The organism is Micromonospora sp. BS32, assembly GCF_059089345.1.
Map to the genome: position 1 here is coordinate 336,042 of NZ_JBSSHR010000005.1, position 13,645 is coordinate 349,686.

The 13,645-nt window shown below is 71.6% G+C and carries 15 protein-coding genes, 1 tRNA gene and 1 pseudogene; 9 read left to right on the plus strand and 8 right to left on the minus strand.

The features are described 5' to 3' along the window. Window positions 1-84 precede the first annotated feature (84 nt). From AC5RWQ_RS11285 to AC5RWQ_RS11325, 9 genes are read left to right on the plus strand one after another with little or no spacing between them, the layout of a single operon-like run. Window positions 85-519 (plus strand): DUF6197 family protein, encoded by a 435-nt coding sequence (locus AC5RWQ_RS11285; protein ID WP_494282674.1) that lies wholly within the window; start codon window positions 85-87, stop codon window positions 517-519. Next, window positions 519-818: a hypothetical protein gene (locus AC5RWQ_RS11290; protein ID WP_494282675.1), complete on the plus strand. Its 300-nt coding sequence runs from the start codon at window positions 519-521 to the stop codon at window positions 816-818. Before AC5RWQ_RS11285 ends, AC5RWQ_RS11290 begins: the two co-directional genes overlap by 1 nt. Next, window positions 815-1,165, plus strand: a complete 351-nt coding sequence (locus AC5RWQ_RS11295) for an RRQRL motif-containing zinc-binding protein (RefSeq protein WP_494282676.1) — start codon at window positions 815-817, stop codon at window positions 1,163-1,165. Before AC5RWQ_RS11290 ends, AC5RWQ_RS11295 begins: the two co-directional genes overlap by 4 nt. Next, window positions 1,162-1,458: a hypothetical protein gene (locus tag AC5RWQ_RS11300; protein WP_494282677.1), complete on the plus strand. Its 297-nt coding sequence runs from the start codon at window positions 1,162-1,164 to the stop codon at window positions 1,456-1,458. Before AC5RWQ_RS11295 ends, AC5RWQ_RS11300 begins: the two co-directional genes overlap by 4 nt. Further along, window positions 1,445-2,284, plus strand: coding sequence for a DUF2637 domain-containing protein (locus tag AC5RWQ_RS11305; protein ID WP_494282678.1), 840 nt, complete (start codon window positions 1,445-1,447; stop codon window positions 2,282-2,284). The genes AC5RWQ_RS11300 and AC5RWQ_RS11305 overlap by 14 nt, the downstream gene beginning before the upstream one ends. Beyond that, window positions 2,281-2,547 carry a hypothetical protein gene (locus AC5RWQ_RS11310; RefSeq protein WP_494282679.1) on the plus strand — a complete coding sequence of 89 codons (267 nt, stop codon included), beginning with the start codon at window positions 2,281-2,283 and terminating at the stop codon, window positions 2,545-2,547. The genes AC5RWQ_RS11305 and AC5RWQ_RS11310 overlap by 4 nt, the downstream gene beginning before the upstream one ends. Next, window positions 2,547-4,349 (plus strand): replication initiator, encoded by a 1,803-nt coding sequence (locus AC5RWQ_RS11315; protein ID WP_494282680.1) that lies wholly within the window; start codon window positions 2,547-2,549, stop codon window positions 4,347-4,349. The genes AC5RWQ_RS11310 and AC5RWQ_RS11315 overlap by 1 nt, the downstream gene beginning before the upstream one ends. Before the next feature lie 25 nt (window positions 4,350-4,374). Further along, complete coding sequence (locus tag AC5RWQ_RS11320; protein WP_494282681.1) at window positions 4,375-4,593, plus strand: helix-turn-helix domain-containing protein; 219 nt, start codon at window positions 4,375-4,377, stop codon at window positions 4,591-4,593. Continuing rightward, window positions 4,590-5,723, plus strand: a complete 1,134-nt coding sequence (locus tag AC5RWQ_RS11325) for a site-specific integrase (RefSeq protein WP_494282682.1) — start codon at window positions 4,590-4,592, stop codon at window positions 5,721-5,723. Before AC5RWQ_RS11320 ends, AC5RWQ_RS11325 begins: the two co-directional genes overlap by 4 nt. A 69-nt stretch (window positions 5,724-5,792) precedes the next feature. Here the strand turns inward: AC5RWQ_RS11325 and AC5RWQ_RS11330 are convergent. The 8 genes and pseudogenes from AC5RWQ_RS11330 to scpB form a co-directional block, all read right to left on the minus strand. Continuing rightward, window positions 5,793-5,866 (minus strand) — tRNA-Pro (locus AC5RWQ_RS11330). Window positions 5,867-6,032: 166 nt separating this feature from the next. Beyond that, window positions 6,033-6,419 carry a low temperature requirement protein A gene (locus AC5RWQ_RS11335; RefSeq protein WP_494282683.1) on the minus strand — a complete coding sequence of 129 codons (387 nt, stop codon included), beginning with the start codon at window positions 6,417-6,419 and terminating at the stop codon, window positions 6,033-6,035. 53 nt (window positions 6,420-6,472) lie between these two features. After that, window positions 6,473-7,180: pseudogene (locus tag AC5RWQ_RS11340) on the minus strand (low temperature requirement protein A); the annotation flags it as partial. A gap of 110 nt (window positions 7,181-7,290) precedes the next feature. Further along, window positions 7,291-9,528 carry a hypothetical protein gene (locus tag AC5RWQ_RS11345; RefSeq protein ID WP_494282684.1) on the minus strand — a complete coding sequence of 746 codons (2,238 nt, stop codon included), beginning with the start codon at window positions 9,526-9,528 and terminating at the stop codon, window positions 7,291-7,293. Window positions 9,529-9,763: 235 nt separating this feature from the next. After that, window positions 9,764-11,170: a ribosome biogenesis GTPase Der gene (der, locus tag AC5RWQ_RS11350; RefSeq protein ID WP_494282685.1), complete on the minus strand. Its 1,407-nt coding sequence runs from the start codon at window positions 11,168-11,170 to the stop codon at window positions 9,764-9,766. Then, the gene (gene cmk, locus AC5RWQ_RS11355; RefSeq protein ID WP_494282686.1) at window positions 11,167-11,847 is read right to left on the minus strand and encodes a (d)CMP kinase; all 681 of its coding nucleotides are present in this window, start codon (window positions 11,845-11,847) and stop codon (window positions 11,167-11,169) included. Before cmk ends, der begins: the two co-directional genes overlap by 4 nt. 191 nt (window positions 11,848-12,038) lie before the next feature. Continuing rightward, window positions 12,039-12,809 (minus strand): pseudouridine synthase, encoded by a 771-nt coding sequence (locus AC5RWQ_RS11360; RefSeq protein WP_334493012.1) that lies wholly within the window; start codon window positions 12,807-12,809, stop codon window positions 12,039-12,041. After that, entirely contained in the window at window positions 12,796-13,641 is an 846-nt protein-coding gene (gene scpB / locus AC5RWQ_RS11365; RefSeq protein WP_494282687.1) for an SMC-Scp complex subunit ScpB, read from the minus strand. The genes AC5RWQ_RS11360 and scpB overlap by 14 nt, the downstream gene beginning before the upstream one ends. Window positions 13,642-13,645 lie beyond the last annotated feature (4 nt).

Consider the following 13,645-nt stretch of genomic DNA (forward strand, 5'->3'; position numbering starts at 1 on the left):
GGCCGACAGGACCGGACACCGCCTGGCAGCAACTGCCGGTCCTGCCGACCTCCACCAACAGCCCTCTGAAAGGACGTGGCTGCCATGAAGGCTACCCACAACCGGCCCACCACAGCACCGGTCACACCCGCTGACCTGCTGCGGATGGCTGCCCTCTACCTGCGCCGGCACGGCTGGCACCAGGGCACCTACTACGCACCCGCCGACATCCTCACCCCGCCGGCCTGCGCCGCCGGGGCCATCGGCATCGCCTGCGCCGGCCACCAGGTCGAGCACTTCGCCCAGCTCGACCCCGACGCCTTGGCCGACTACCTCGCCGCCCTTGGCGCGTTCGTCGACTACCTCGACACCACCACGCCGGTTTTCACCGTCAACTCCGACGGCTTCGTCATCGACGAGAACACTTCCCCCTACTTCTGGAACGACGACCCGACCCGCACCGCCGAGCAGGTCATCACCGCCCTAGAAGCGGCTGCCGACGAGTGGGACCGCCTTCACCACCAGGAAGGCGGGAACTGATGTTCACCGTCAAGGCATCCTTGACGCGCATCCCACGTCAGAAGCGCCGCGAGGTCGTCGAGAACGACGCCTTCGCCGCGTTCGCTCGGCGCATCATCCGCGCCCACGGCCGCCGCGTCGCCGCCGGTGACGTCGAAGCCCTCCGCGACCTTGTCGCCCTGTCGGCCAACCTCGACGAGGCCATCGGAGACGCCGTCGTCGGCCTGCGGGCCTTCGGCTACTCCTGGGCCGAGATCGGCTCCCGGCTCGGCATCTCCAAGCAAGCCGCCCAGCAGCGCTGGGGCGGTGAGAAGCCATGACCATCACCTACCACCTCGCCGGCACTGACGAGGAATTCCCCACCTACCGCTACCGCCTCGCCCCGGACGGGTTGGCTACCCGTCGCCAGTTGCGCGCCGCCGGCCTTCGACCGGGCGGACATGACCCGGTCGCGCAGATCCTCTGGCGGCGCGGCAAGCGCGTCGCCTACCTCTACCGCCTCGACATGGCCGCGCCCAAGCGCACTGCCACCGAGGCCCAGCGGGCCGCCATCGCCAAAGCGCTCCTGGCCCGCCGCACCTGCCGCCTCTGTGCCGTGGTGCAGCCCTACTACATCCCCCGCCGCTACGGCTGCTGCCTCGACTGCCACGAAGGGAACCCGTCGTGAGCTTCCACCTTTCCGACCCGTGCCTGTGGTGCATCGAGGGCAGCTCGCCCGCCGGCATCCACGACATCCTCGGCCCCGTCTACAAGCCCTGCCCAGTCTGCCTCGGCCCCTGCGCACTGTGCGAGGGCGACGGGCTGTTCCCGGCCGACTTCACCTGCCTGCCCTGCTTCCGCGAGCAGATGGCCGCCCTCGGCCTGGCCCCGATCATGTGCGCCCACTGCTCCGGCGTGGTCGACCTCATCCCGCTGGACACCATCCCGGCTCCGGAGGTGACTCCCCATGTCGAGCACTGACCCGGCAACCGTCACCGAACAGTTCGCCGCCGAGTACGCCCGCAACGCCGTACCGGCCATGCTCAAGGCGATCTCGTCTATCAAGCGGTACAACCGGTTCGTTCTGCTCGGTGCGCTGCTGACCAGCTACCTGCACCAGGCCCACTACCTGTGGACCCAGGACGCCGGCTACTTCGCCTACCTGGTGCCGCTGATCTTCGACGCCGCGATGGTGTCGATGCTGACCGTCGTGCGCACCTCCGGCATCGCGAAGGATGCCAAGCGCGGAGCTCTGGTCGTCTTCGCCGCCGCCGCGCTGCTGTCGGCCACCATCAACTTCGCCTCGCCCGGCAGCCTCGGCCTGCGCTTGGTCTTCGCCCTGGTCGTCGTCCTCGTCATTGGCGTCGAACTCGTCGCCGGACGCATCCGCCCCGACTTCGCCGCCATCGAAGCCGAAGCCGCCGCCCTGCTCACTGCCGCGCACAACCTCGCGGCCACACCCGAGCAGACCAACGAAACCATTCCGCCGGTTGTCACGCCGGACACCACACCGCCGGCCGTCGGCACTGCGGCCGTCGTCGATATCCCGCCGGTCGCCGCGCCGGCTGTCATCGAGGCACCCGCGCTCACCCCGATCCCGGCCACCCGGCCGGAGGTTCCGGCGCACCTCGTACCGACCGCCCGCTTCGCCATCCGTCAGCACGAGCAGACCCACGGCCGGCCCATCACCGCCGACGAACTCGCCGCCCTGCTCTCCGTCACTCCCGGCATCGCCCGGGAACTGCTGCACTCCATCAACGGCCACACCCCGGCCGTCAACGGCACCCCCGTCGGTGGTGCCCGGTGACCATCCACGTCGTCGACATCGACTACGTCACCCACACCTGCCCGGCCCACGAGGAGCCGCAGCCCTACGACATCCGACGCAGCGTCGTTGACGTCATCCCCGGCGGTCCTTGCCGGACCCCGGTCACCATCCGCTGCGGCGACACGACCGCCACCATTGCCTGCCACCGGCACGAGCCGGCCGACCGCCAGTGCGGCGCCTGCCGGATCATCGTCACCCAACACACCATCACCACCCGGCACCTCCCCGGTGGGGCTGCCTGATGGTTTCGACGCTGGACCTCACACCCCGCGCTTCGGCCCGGGGTGTGGGCTCGAACGCCGACACCATGACTCCGTATGTCGGTTACACCGCTGCCGGCTCCGCCTTCATCCGCGCCACCGACCCCGACTACTTCGGCTGGATCGAGCACGTCCGCGCCGCCGCCGGCTGCACCCGACCAATCCGCCTCGCCGGCCAGCTCCTCACCGTCGAAGCCGCCACCGGCCGGCTCCTCGACGCCCGGCACACCGACGCCATGCCCGACGCCGCCATCTACAAGGCGTGCGGCAACCGTCGGTCTAGGGTCTGCCCGGCCTGCGCCCAGACCTACCAACGGGATGCCTTCCAACTCCTGCGCGCCGGCCTCATCGGCGGCAAGGGCATCCCCGAAACGGTCGCCGCGCATCCGGCAGTGTTTCCGACCTTCACCGCCCCCTCGTTCGGGCCGGTTCACGCCCGAGTGGTCAAGCGGCACACCTGCGGCAACCGCCGCCGCTGCGACTGCCGCGCCGAACCGTGCCACGCCCGCCGCGCCACCGACCCCGCCGCCGGCCTCTGCTCCCATGGCCGGCCCGCCGTCTGCTGGGCACGTCACGAAGCCGATGACGCCGTCCTCGGGCGGCCGTTGTGCCTGGACTGCTACGACTACGGCCACCAGGTCGTGTGGAACCTGTTCTCTGGCGAGCTGTGGCACCGCACCAAGCAAGCCGCGGAACGGTGGCTCGCCAAACTCGCCCGCCGCCGAGGCATCCCCCGCGTCGAGATCGTCACCGCCACCGGGCGTACCCGCAAGATATCTCCGATCCGGCTGTCACCCGGGAAGGTCGCCGAACTCCAGGCCCGGGGAGCGGTGCACTTCCACGCCATCGCCCGCCTCGACGGCGTCGACCCGGCCGACCCCGACGCGATCGTCCCGCCGCCGGGCGGGTTCACCATCGCCGACCTGGTCGACGCGTTCCGGCACGCCGCCGCGCAGGTCGCCTTCCGCACTCCGTCGCACCCGGACCGGCCCGAGGGCTGGCTCATCACCTGGGGCGAGCAGCTCGACATCCGCCCCATCACCACCGGAGTTGACGGTGACGTCACCGACGGCATGGTCGCCGGCTACCTTGCCAAGTACGCCACCAAGAGCACCGAGGCCACCGGGCACACCTCCACCCGCCTCACCGCCGAAACGATCGGCGACTACGCCGACCCCGACGGCGACCACACCGCCCGCCTCATCGACGCCTGCTGGCGCATCGGCCGACCCACCGGCACCCCGGTCCCCCTGTCGCAGCGGCCCTGCGACCCTCGGCCCCTGCCCGGCTTCGTCGACCGCTGGCAGTGCCCCGACTGCGGAGCGCACACCCGCTACCCCGCCTGCCTGACCTGCATCGCCCAGCGTCAAGCCGCCCTTGACGCCCAGCCGGCCAGCAGCCCCGAGGCCACCAATCCCTACGCCCGGCTGCGGCGGTGGGCGCACATGCTCGGCTACGGAGGTCATTTCCTCACCAAAGCCCGCCGCTACTCGGTGACCTTCCAACTTCTGCGGGACAACCGGGTCACCTTCCGCCGACACGAGCACGAGCACCAGGCCGACGAGCACACCGCCACCCTGCGGGCCGCCGACCACGTCGACCACGACAGCACCCTGATCGTCGGCACCCTCACCTTCGCCGGCGTCGGCTGGCACACCACCGGAGACGCCCTCCTCGCCAACACCGCCGCCGCCATGGCGCGAGAGCGACGAGCCGCCGGCCGGGAGGAACTAGCCCACGAACTCGCCACCACCCCGGCCGACACCGCGCCGGCCGCCGCATAGCTACCGGCAACGAAAGGAGAGCCAATTGACTGCACCCACCATCAACGCGCCGGCTCGGGCGCTCTATCGCATCACTGAGGCGATGCACCTGCTCAGCCTGTCTCGGACCGTGATCTACGAACAGATCCGGGCCGGCCGGCTGCGCACCGTCCGACAGGGACGATCTCGGCTGGTCCCCGCCGCCGCGATCACCGCGTACGTCGACCTACTCGAACAGGAAGCTCGGAAAGGAGGCACCCGATGACCATGCGCCGCGCCCGAGGAGAAGGCGGCCTGCACTGGGACGAAGCCCGGCAGCGCTGGATCGCCAGCGTCACCGTCGGCTACACCCCGGCCGGCAAGCGGATCATGCGCAGAGGCAGCGGCAAGACCAAGACCGAAGCTCGCGCCAAGCTGCGGGAGAAGATCCGCGACTACGAAGACGGCCTCGCCCTGGTCCAGGATGGGCACACTGTGGCCGACGCTCTCACCGATTGGCTGGCCTACGGCCTGAGCAGACAGTCCGAGAGCACGAAGGCGAACTATGCCACCCTTGTGCGCTCCCACGTCATCAGCGACCTCGGTGCGAGGAAGCTGCGGGACCTCAGCGCCACCGACGTGGATCGCTGGCTCATGAGCAAGTCCAAGCACCTGAGCACTCGCACCCTGCGACTTCTCCACTCGTTGCTGAACCGCGCGGTCAATCGGGCCATGGCGCGAGACAAGGTCAAGCGAAACGTCGTAGCCCTCTGCGCTGTCCCCACAGGTCGCGCTGGGCGACCGTCCAAGTCCCTGACCCTCGACCATGCCAAGGCGCTCCTGATCGCTGCCGAGGGCAGCTCGTTGCACGCCTACATCGTGCTCTCACTGCTGACCGGCGCTCGCACCGAGGAACTCCGCGCTCTCACCTGGGCACACGTCGACCTCACCGGCAAGCCGGACAACAATCCGCCGGTGCCCCCGTCCATCCAGGTATGGCGCTCGGTCCGCGCCGATGGAGACACCAAGACCAAGAAGTCGCGTCGCACCCTGGCTCTGCCGGCCCGGTGCGTCACCGCGCTCACCACTCACCACGAGCGCCAAGGCGAACCTTCCGCCGACCGTCTCGTCTTCACCTCCGCTGCCGGCACTCCCCTCGACCGGCACAACGTGCTCCGAGCCTTCCGGCCGGTCGTCGCCAAAGCGGGCCTCGACCCGCGCGACTGGACGCCCCGCGAGCTGCGGCACAGCTTCGTGTCCCTGCTGTCCGACAGCGGCGTCAGCATCCAGCAGATCGCCGACCTCTGCGGCCACTCCGGCACGACCGTCACCGAGAGCGTCTACCGTCACCAACTGCGCCCGGTGTTGCTGAGCGGTGCCGTTGCCATGGACCGGATCTTCGACGATGAGGCGTAGACACTCAGTTAGACACTCAGGCATGAAGAGAGGGCATATCCATCGATCGGATATGCCCTCTGACCTGCGTCGGGACGGCCGGATTCGAACCGACGACCCCTTGACCCCCAGTCAAGTGCGCTACCAAGCTGCGCCACGTCCCGATGCCCTCGCGTGGTTTCCCCCGCGACAGCCGGTACAGCTTAGCGCAGGATCTTCGCACCGCGCGCGCAGGCCCCGCCGGACCAGTTTGAGCCCCGACCGGGTCGCGCCGATCAAGCCACCGCGGAGGTGCAGCGTGTCGACGCACGACCGGAGGAGCGCCTGTCCCTACGCTTCGCGGAGCATCTGGGCGGCATGGTATCGGCGATCGACCACCAGCATCACGACGACGACGATGACCAGCGCGGTGAGGTGCAGTCCCGCGTTCGTCGCCATGCCGACGGGCACGGCGCCGAACACGGCGATGGTCGTGATCACCCTGCTCCGCACCGCCGCGATGTGCAGTGAACGCCGGATCGCGACGATCGCCGTCAGGTAGAGGGCCGCGCCGCCGGAGAGCGCCAACGCGGACTGCCAGGACGTCGGGTCGCCGGGGTGGGCCACCGCGGCATGGATGCCGGCGGCGGTGACCACGATGCCCAGCAGCAACGGGATGTGCGAGAAGAGCAGCCGCACGGCCTGCCCGACCCGCTGACCGGGCCCGGCGGCGGCCATGGCGGCCTCCGCCGCCGGCGCGTCGGTGAAGTAGGTCCAGACAGGGCCGCCGGCAGCGCCAGCGCCAGGCCGATGACGGCAATGGTGCCGGTGGTGAGGTGGTCGACGTCGACACCCATCCCGATGGCCACGACCGACTCGCCCAGCGCGATGATCACCAGGAGCCCGTGCCGCTCGACGAAGTGCGCCGGCTGGATACGGAAGAGGGCCTGGACGCTCACCCACGAGAAGCGTGGCACCAGGTACGGGATGACCGACTGGACCGCGAACGCCGCCAGCCACAGCGCGTACCGGGTGGCGCCCTCGGTCAACCCGCCGACGACGACCAGCAGGGCAGATCCCAGGTTGTACGCCGCCAGCCACGCCAACGCCCGGCCGATGTCGGCCTGGGTGAACAGCAGCAGGTGGACGCTGATCACCACGAGGTAGCCGACGCCGAACACCAGCCCGGTGTCGGTGTAGGCCCGCGGGATCCCGATCGCGGCGATCAGGAAGCCCACCATCCCGAGGAAGAGCAGCAGCTTCTGGGCGGGTATCCGCGGCGGCACGTGGTTGGCCAGCCACACGTACCCGTCGAACATCCACCACAGGATTCCGAAGAGCAGCAGGACGCGGCCGAAGCCGGCCAGCGACAGGTCTGTCTCCAGGATCAGGGTGAGTTGGGTCAGCGTGAAGACGAAGACGACGTCGAAGAAGATCTCGACCGAGGTCACGCGGTCGGCCGGAGCGCGGCTCGCGTCGCGCCAGCGCGGAAACCTCATGAGCTTTGAGCTTAGACCGGCGCCCACCGTTCGCCGCCGCAATCGTCCGCGCTCACCGTCCGCTCCCGTGCCTCCGCACCGCCGGCCGCGACGGTGACATCGGCGGCGGCTCAGCCCCGGCCCGGGTTCCGCAGTCGGTCGGCCAGCTCGCGGACGGCGTCGGCGAAGTGCTCGTCCGACTCGCACGGCCAGTGCCCCTTGATCGGTGGTGGCACGCTGTCGCCCGCCGGCGCCATCACGTCCTGCGGGTCCCGCAGGCGCCGGTCCACGGCGGCGCTCGCGTCGCCCGCGGGCGGATCGCCCGGCCGGTGGGCGGCGAACATCCAGCCACCGATCGGATCGGTGTCCCGCCACAGGTTCAGCCAGCGCCAGCCGATCCGGTCGCCCACCTCGTGCAGCACGTCCCGGCCCAGGTACGCCGGGAAGAGCCGGGCGTACAGGCGGTCCAGCGGGGACCCGTAGGTCAGCAGCGCGACCCGCCGGCACACCTGCGGCGGCAATTGCAGCACGGTCGCGGCCAGCAGGACGGAGCCGTGACTGTGGCCGGTGAGCAGGACGCCCGCGTGCCGGTCGGCCAGGTAGCAGATTCGCTTCGCCAGCTCCGGCACGGCCCGCTCGGCATAGCAGGGCGGCGCGAACGGGTGGGCCGCGCGGGGCCAGAACGTCCCCAGGTCCCAGAGCACGCCGACGTAGCGGCGGAACTCCGCCGTCCGGTACGCGAACAGCCCGCCCACCAGCAGGGCGACCACGACGCCGGCGATGAGGTAGCTGCCGATGGTGATCACGAAGTTCACGAAGTCGCTCGGGACGCCGAGGAAGCGTTCGGCCAACGGGCTGGGTTGCAGGCCGAACAGCCCCAGCACGCTCGCGGCCAGACCCAGCGCCGTCAGGCAGGCGTACGCGATGGCCAACGGACCGAGTTGTTCGGTGAACCGGGCCCGCGCGATGGTCTCCTCGACGCGCTCCATCCGGGCGGCGGCGGCCGGCGGGGCGGCCGGGAAGTCCGCCGCGACGATCCCCGCGGCGGCCCGTCGACGGCGACGCCGGGACAGCAGGGTCCTCCCGGCACCGACGAGCACCGCGGCGATCGTCGTGAAGAAGAAGGTGAAGATCGCCCACTTGTACCCCAGGGGCGGGGCGGCCAGGTCGTCCGGGCGTCCGGTGATCGCGCGGCGGTTCAGGAAGTACGCCGTCCGGTAGATCAGCTCGGCGGAGAGCGCGCCGGCCAAGCCCACCGCGACCGCCGCGAGGACCGGCGCTCCCAGCCCGCGCAGCAGCGCCGGACGAGGGTCCCGACCGGACCGTCGCCACAGGGCCAGCACGACCAGCACGACCAGCAGCCACATCTGGGTGAGGACCACCCAGCCGACGATCCGACCGTACCCGGGCAGCCCGGCCGACGGCGGCCACCGGGTCCGATTCAGCGCGACGACGGCGACGGCCGCCACGATCAGTCCGCAGGCGGTGGCGCGCAACGCCGAGGTCAGCCCGTCCGGCGTCCGGGCGGTCCCGGGCCGTTCCAGCAGGGTGGGGGCGCAGAGCAGCGCCGCGCAGGCCACCAGCACCAGCACGGCGAGCGCGGCCAACACGGTCGTCACCGGGGACGGACCGGCGGCGCCACTGGCCGCGAGGAGGGTGAGGGCCAGCACCGCGAACGCGGCGGCGATGTGGATCGCCCGCAACCGGCCCACCATCGGCATGGCGTCCCACTGGCCGACCGCGTTGAGCCGGTCACCCCCGGGCTCACCCCCGGGGGTCCGGAAAGCGTCGTACGAGCGGCCGGGGCGGGCGCCGAGCAGCCAGACCAGGGCGACGGCGGAGACCGGCACCAGGGTCAGCACCGCCAGGCGCAGTCCGACCGGGCGACCGCCCAGCCAGGACAGCCAGCTGCGACCCGCGAGGCACTGCGCGGAGGCCATGCACTTCCAGGCGATCAGGTCGAGGGCGACACCGGCTGCGGAGAGCACGTAGAGCAGGGTGAGGTTGAGCGCGACGAGTCGGCACAGCACCTTGACGCCCGCGCCGGATCCCCGCCCCGCCGGCCGCATCCAGATCGCCACGTTGCTCAGCATGAACGGCAGCATGAAGACCAGGGACAGCGTCCGGGTGGCGGTGCCCGAGGGCAGGTCGCTCCACCGGTACGCCTCCAGCACCACCCCGCCCGGTCCCTTGGAGTCCGGGTAGCCGGGCCGGGGGCGGTAGAAGCCGCCGCTGCGGTCGCCGGCCACCTGGTAGACGTTCGGGCGGTCGAGCACCTGCCCGGCCTCCGCGCCCGAGACGCCGTGGACCCGCAGCTCCACGACGACCCGGGAGACCTCCTGGCGCCGGGACTGCGACACATCCGACATCGGCCCGTGACCCCCGCAGCGTGGCCAGCGGCTCGGTACGGCCGCGGGCCGACGACGAGCCGGCCCGCCGCCGGCTGGCGCCGGTGACTACCCGAACCGTGGCCCGCCAACCACCGACCGCCGGCGCCGGCGGCCTACGCCACTCCCCCTAAGGCGTCCTAGGAGGGTGGGTTGACGGCGGAGATGGCGACGCCGGGTGACCGTGGCGGCCACCCGGCGTCGGGACGTACCAGGGTCAGCCGTGCGCCTTGCCCCGGCCGCCGGGGCCGAGCTTCTTGCGCGGGCGTACCGAGATCTCCACCGGGCTGCCCTCGAAGCCGAACTCCTCGCGGAGCTTGCGCTCGACGAAGCGCTGGTAGCCGGCGTCCAGCGGCGCGGTGGTGAAGAGCACGAACCGCGGCGGGGCCACGCCCGCCTGGGTGGCGAAGAGGATCTTCGGGGCCCGGCCGCCGCGCACCGGGTGCGGGGTGGCCTGCACCAGCGCGGTGAGCCACTGGTTGAGCTGCGCGGTGGGCACCCGGGTCTCCCAGCTCGCCAGCGCCTTGCGCAGCGCCGGGGCGAGCTTGTCCACCGCCCGGCCGGTCTGCGCCGACAGGTTGAGCCGGATCGCCCAGGGGATCCGGCGCAGCTCCCGCTCGATCTCCTTGTCCAGGTAGTACCGGCGGTCGGCGTCGACCAGGTCCCACTTGTTGAAGGCGATGACCAGCGCCCGGCCGGCCTCGGTGACCATGGAGAGGATCCGCTGGTCCTGCTCGCTGATCGGCTCGCTGGAGTCGAGCAGCACCACCGCCACCTCGGCGGCCTCGATCGCCCCGGCGGTGCGCAGGCTGGCGTAGTACTCGGTGCCGCTGGCCTTGCCGACCCGCTTGCGCAGGCCGGCGGTGTCCACCAGCTGCCAGGTCTCGCCGCCGATCTCGACCAGGCTGTCGACCGGGTCGACGGTGGTGCCGGCGACCGCGTCGACCACCGCCCGTTCCTCACCGGAGAAGCGGTTGAGCAGGCTGGACTTGCCGACGTTGGGGCGGCCGACCAGGGCCACCCGGCGCGGGCCGCGCGGGCGGTTCTCGACGATCTTCGGCGCCTCGGGCATCGCGTCCAGGATGGCGTCGAGCAGTTCGCCGGAGCCCCGGCCGTGCAGCGCCGACACCACGTGCGGCTCGCCGAGGCCGAGCGACCAGAGCGAGGTCGCCTCCATCTCGATGGCGGCGTTGTCGGCCTTGTTGGCCACCAGGATGACCGGCTTCGCGCTGCGCCGCAGCATCTTCACCGCGGCCTCGTCCACGTCGGTCGAACCGACCATCGCGTCGACCACGAAGAGCACCACGTCGGCGGTGACCACGGCGGTCTCGGCCTGCGCGGCGATCGCCGCGGCGCGGTCCTTCGCGTCGGGCTCCCAGCCGCCGGTGTCCACCACGGTGAACGAGCGGCCGTTCCACTGGGCGTCGTAGGGCACCCGGTCCCGGGTCACCCCGGGGACGTCTTCCACGACCGCCTGACGGCGGCCGATGATCCGGTTGACCAGGGTCGACTTGCCCACGTTGGGACGGCCGACGACGGCGACCACGGGCTGCGGCCCGGTCGGCTCCTCGACGTCGATGTCCGGCTCGCGCAGCTCGACCCAGCCGACGGTGTCCTCGCTCATGCCACACCCCGCTCGGTGAGCAGGTCGCGCAGTCGGGCGACGACCTCGTCGATGCCCAGCTCGGTGGTGTCCAGCTCGACCGCGTCGGCGGACTGCTGCAACGGGTTCGCCTTGCGGGTGGAGTCCAGCTTGTCCCGGCGGGCCAGGTCGGCGGCGGTCGCCGCGACGTCCGCGGCGTCCTCGGCGCTGCGCCGCTGGGCGCGCGCCGCCTCGGAGGCGGTCAGGTAGACCTTCAGGTCGGCGTCGGGGGCCACCACGGAACCGATGTCGCGCCCCTCGACCACGATCCGGCCGGCGTTGAGGATCATCTCGCGCTGCCGGGCCACCAGCAGGGCGCGGACGGCCGGCACGGCGGCCACGGCGGAGACCGCCCCGGTCACCTCCGGGCCACGGATCTCCTTGTCGACGATCACGCCGTCGGCGGTCACGCCGTACCCCTGGGGGTCGGTGCCGATGCGCAGGTCGACCTCGCCGGCGACCTTGCCCACCGACTCGGCGTCGGTCAGGTCGACACCGGAGCGCAGTACCGCCCAGGTGATCGCCCGGTACATGGCGCCGGTGTCCAGATAGCGGGCACCGAGGCTGACGGCGAGCCGCCGCGAGACGGTGGACTTGCCCGAACCGGACGGCCCGTCCACAGCGACCACGCAGCGCCCGGCCCGTACGTTTTCCTCCACCGTTGTCCTCCTCAGCCCGTACCTCGCGGGTCGCCGGTGTCTCCGGCGCCGTTGAGCGGTTGTGTATCTCTGTCAATCATCCCGCGCCTCGCGGGTCGGCCGCGCGCGACGCCGCCGGGGGCGACCCACGCCACCCGCCGGCCCGCGGGCCGCGTCGAAGCCTACCGGCACACCTACCCAGAACGAGGAGGTCAGTCACCCACGGCCTTGAACAGGGCGGCGACCTCGGCGTTGGTCAACCGCCGGATCCGCCCGGTACGCAGGTCACCCAGCCGGATCGGCCCGATCGAGGTACGCACCAGCCGGGCCACCGGGTGCCCGACCTCGGCCAGCAGGCGCCGGACGATGTGCTTGCGCCCCTCGTGCAGGCTCAGCTCCACCTGGGCGGTCTTGCCCAGGGTGTCCACCAACTTGAACGAGTCGACCTTGACCGGCCCGTCCTCCAGCTCCACGCCGGCCATCAGCCGCCGGCCCAGGTTGCGCGGGATCGGCCCGGCCACCTCGGCCAGGTAGGTCTTCAGCACCTCGTACGACGGGTGCATGAGCTTGTGGGCGAGGGTGCCGTCGTTGGTGAGCAGCAGCAGGCCCTCGCTGTCCGCGTCGAGCCGCCCGACGTGGTAGACCCGCTGCTCCACCCGGTTGCCGATGAAGTCGGCGAGCTCGGTGCGTCCCTTCTCGTCCGCCATGGTGGTAACCACCCCGCGCGGCTTGTTCATCGCCAGGTAGACCAGGCGGTTGTCGGCCTGGAGGCGCTCGCCGTCGACGTGGATCACGGCGGTGGCGGGGTCGACCTTGTCGCCGAGCTTGGCGACCCGGCCGTCCACGGTCACCCGGCGCCGGAAGATCAGGTCCTCGCAGGCGCGTCGGGAGCCCACGCCGGCGGCGGCGAGCACCTTCTGCAGGCGCTCGGTCCCCTCGTAGACGGGGGCGTCGGGTTTCGGGGCACGGTCATCGCGTCGCATCGGCAAGCTCTTCTACGTCGTCGGGAAGGAACGGGGCAAGCGGAGGCAGGTCGGCCACCGAGTTCAGCCCCAGCTTCTCCAGGAACATGGTGGTGGTCCGGTAGAGGAACGCCCCGCTGTCCGGTTCGGTGCCGCACTCCTCGACCAACCCGCGGGAGACCAGGGTACGGATGACCCCGTCACAGTTCACACCCCGGATGGCCGAGATCCGCGAACGGGTCACCGGTTGCTTGTAGGCGATCACCGCGAGGGTCTCCAGCGCGGCCTGGGTCAGTCGTACCGACTGCCCGTCCAGTACGAACCGTTCGACGTAGGTCGCGTATTCCGGGCGGGTGTAGAGACGCCAGCCACCGGCGGCGCGGCGCAGCTCGAAACCGTGCCCGGCGGCCGTGTAGCCGGCGGCGATGTCGTCGAGCACCGGGCCGATCCGCTCCGGCCGCTGCTCCAGCACCTGGGCCAGGACCAGTTCGCTGACCGGCTCGTCCACCACCAGCAGGATCGCCTCCAGGGCGCCGCGCAGCTCCGCGTCGTCCAGCTCCGGGGCCGGCTCCGGCGCGGGCGTCGCCCGCCGCCGGGGTGCCGGCTGCTTCCCGGGTACGCGGGCAGCCCTCCCCTCTCCCGCCACCGCGCCTAAAGCGGGCTCGGCGGCGATGGCCGGACCGGTGCTCGCCGCGGACTCGGCAGCCGCGGGCGAGGTCTCCTCCGACTCGACGGCCGGGTCGGTGTCGTCCTCGGGCTCGGGCTCGATCACGGGGGCGGGGCGGCGTTCCCACGGGGGCACCCAGGCGGCGGCCTGGTCGGCCAGGGAGTCCGGGCGTTCCACGTCACTCATCGGG

Bases quoted from the DNA above. Each gene is read 5' to 3' on its own strand.
- AC5RWQ_RS11285 (WP_494282674.1), top strand. From the start codon at position 85: ATGAAGGCTACCCACAACCGGCCCACCACAGCACCGGTCACACCCGCT.
- AC5RWQ_RS11290 (WP_494282675.1), top strand. From the start codon at position 519: ATGTTCACCGTCAAGGCATCCTTGACGCGCATCCCACGTCAGAAGCGC.
- AC5RWQ_RS11295 (WP_494282676.1), top strand. From the start codon at position 815: ATGACCATCACCTACCACCTCGCCGGCACTGACGAGGAATTCCCCACC.
- AC5RWQ_RS11305 (WP_494282678.1), top strand. From the start codon at position 1,445: ATGTCGAGCACTGACCCGGCAACCGTCACCGAACAGTTCGCCGCCGAG.
- AC5RWQ_RS11315 (WP_494282680.1), top strand. From the start codon at position 2,547: ATGGTTTCGACGCTGGACCTCACACCCCGCGCTTCGGCCCGGGGTGTG.
- AC5RWQ_RS11325 (WP_494282682.1), top strand. From the start codon at position 4,590: ATGACCATGCGCCGCGCCCGAGGAGAAGGCGGCCTGCACTGGGACGAA.
- AC5RWQ_RS11335 (WP_494282683.1), bottom strand. From the start codon at position 6,419: ATGGCCGCCGCCGGGCCCGGTCAGCGGGTCGGGCAGGCCGTGCGGCTG.
- AC5RWQ_RS11345 (WP_494282684.1), bottom strand. From the start codon at position 9,528: ATGTCGGATGTGTCGCAGTCCCGGCGCCAGGAGGTCTCCCGGGTCGTC.
- der (WP_494282685.1), bottom strand. From the start codon at position 11,170: ATGAGCGAGGACACCGTCGGCTGGGTCGAGCTGCGCGAGCCGGACATC.
- AC5RWQ_RS11360 (WP_334493012.1), bottom strand. From the start codon at position 12,809: ATGCGACGCGATGACCGTGCCCCGAAACCCGACGCCCCCGTCTACGAG.
- scpB (WP_494282687.1), bottom strand. From the start codon at position 13,641: ATGAGTGACGTGGAACGCCCGGACTCCCTGGCCGACCAGGCCGCCGCC.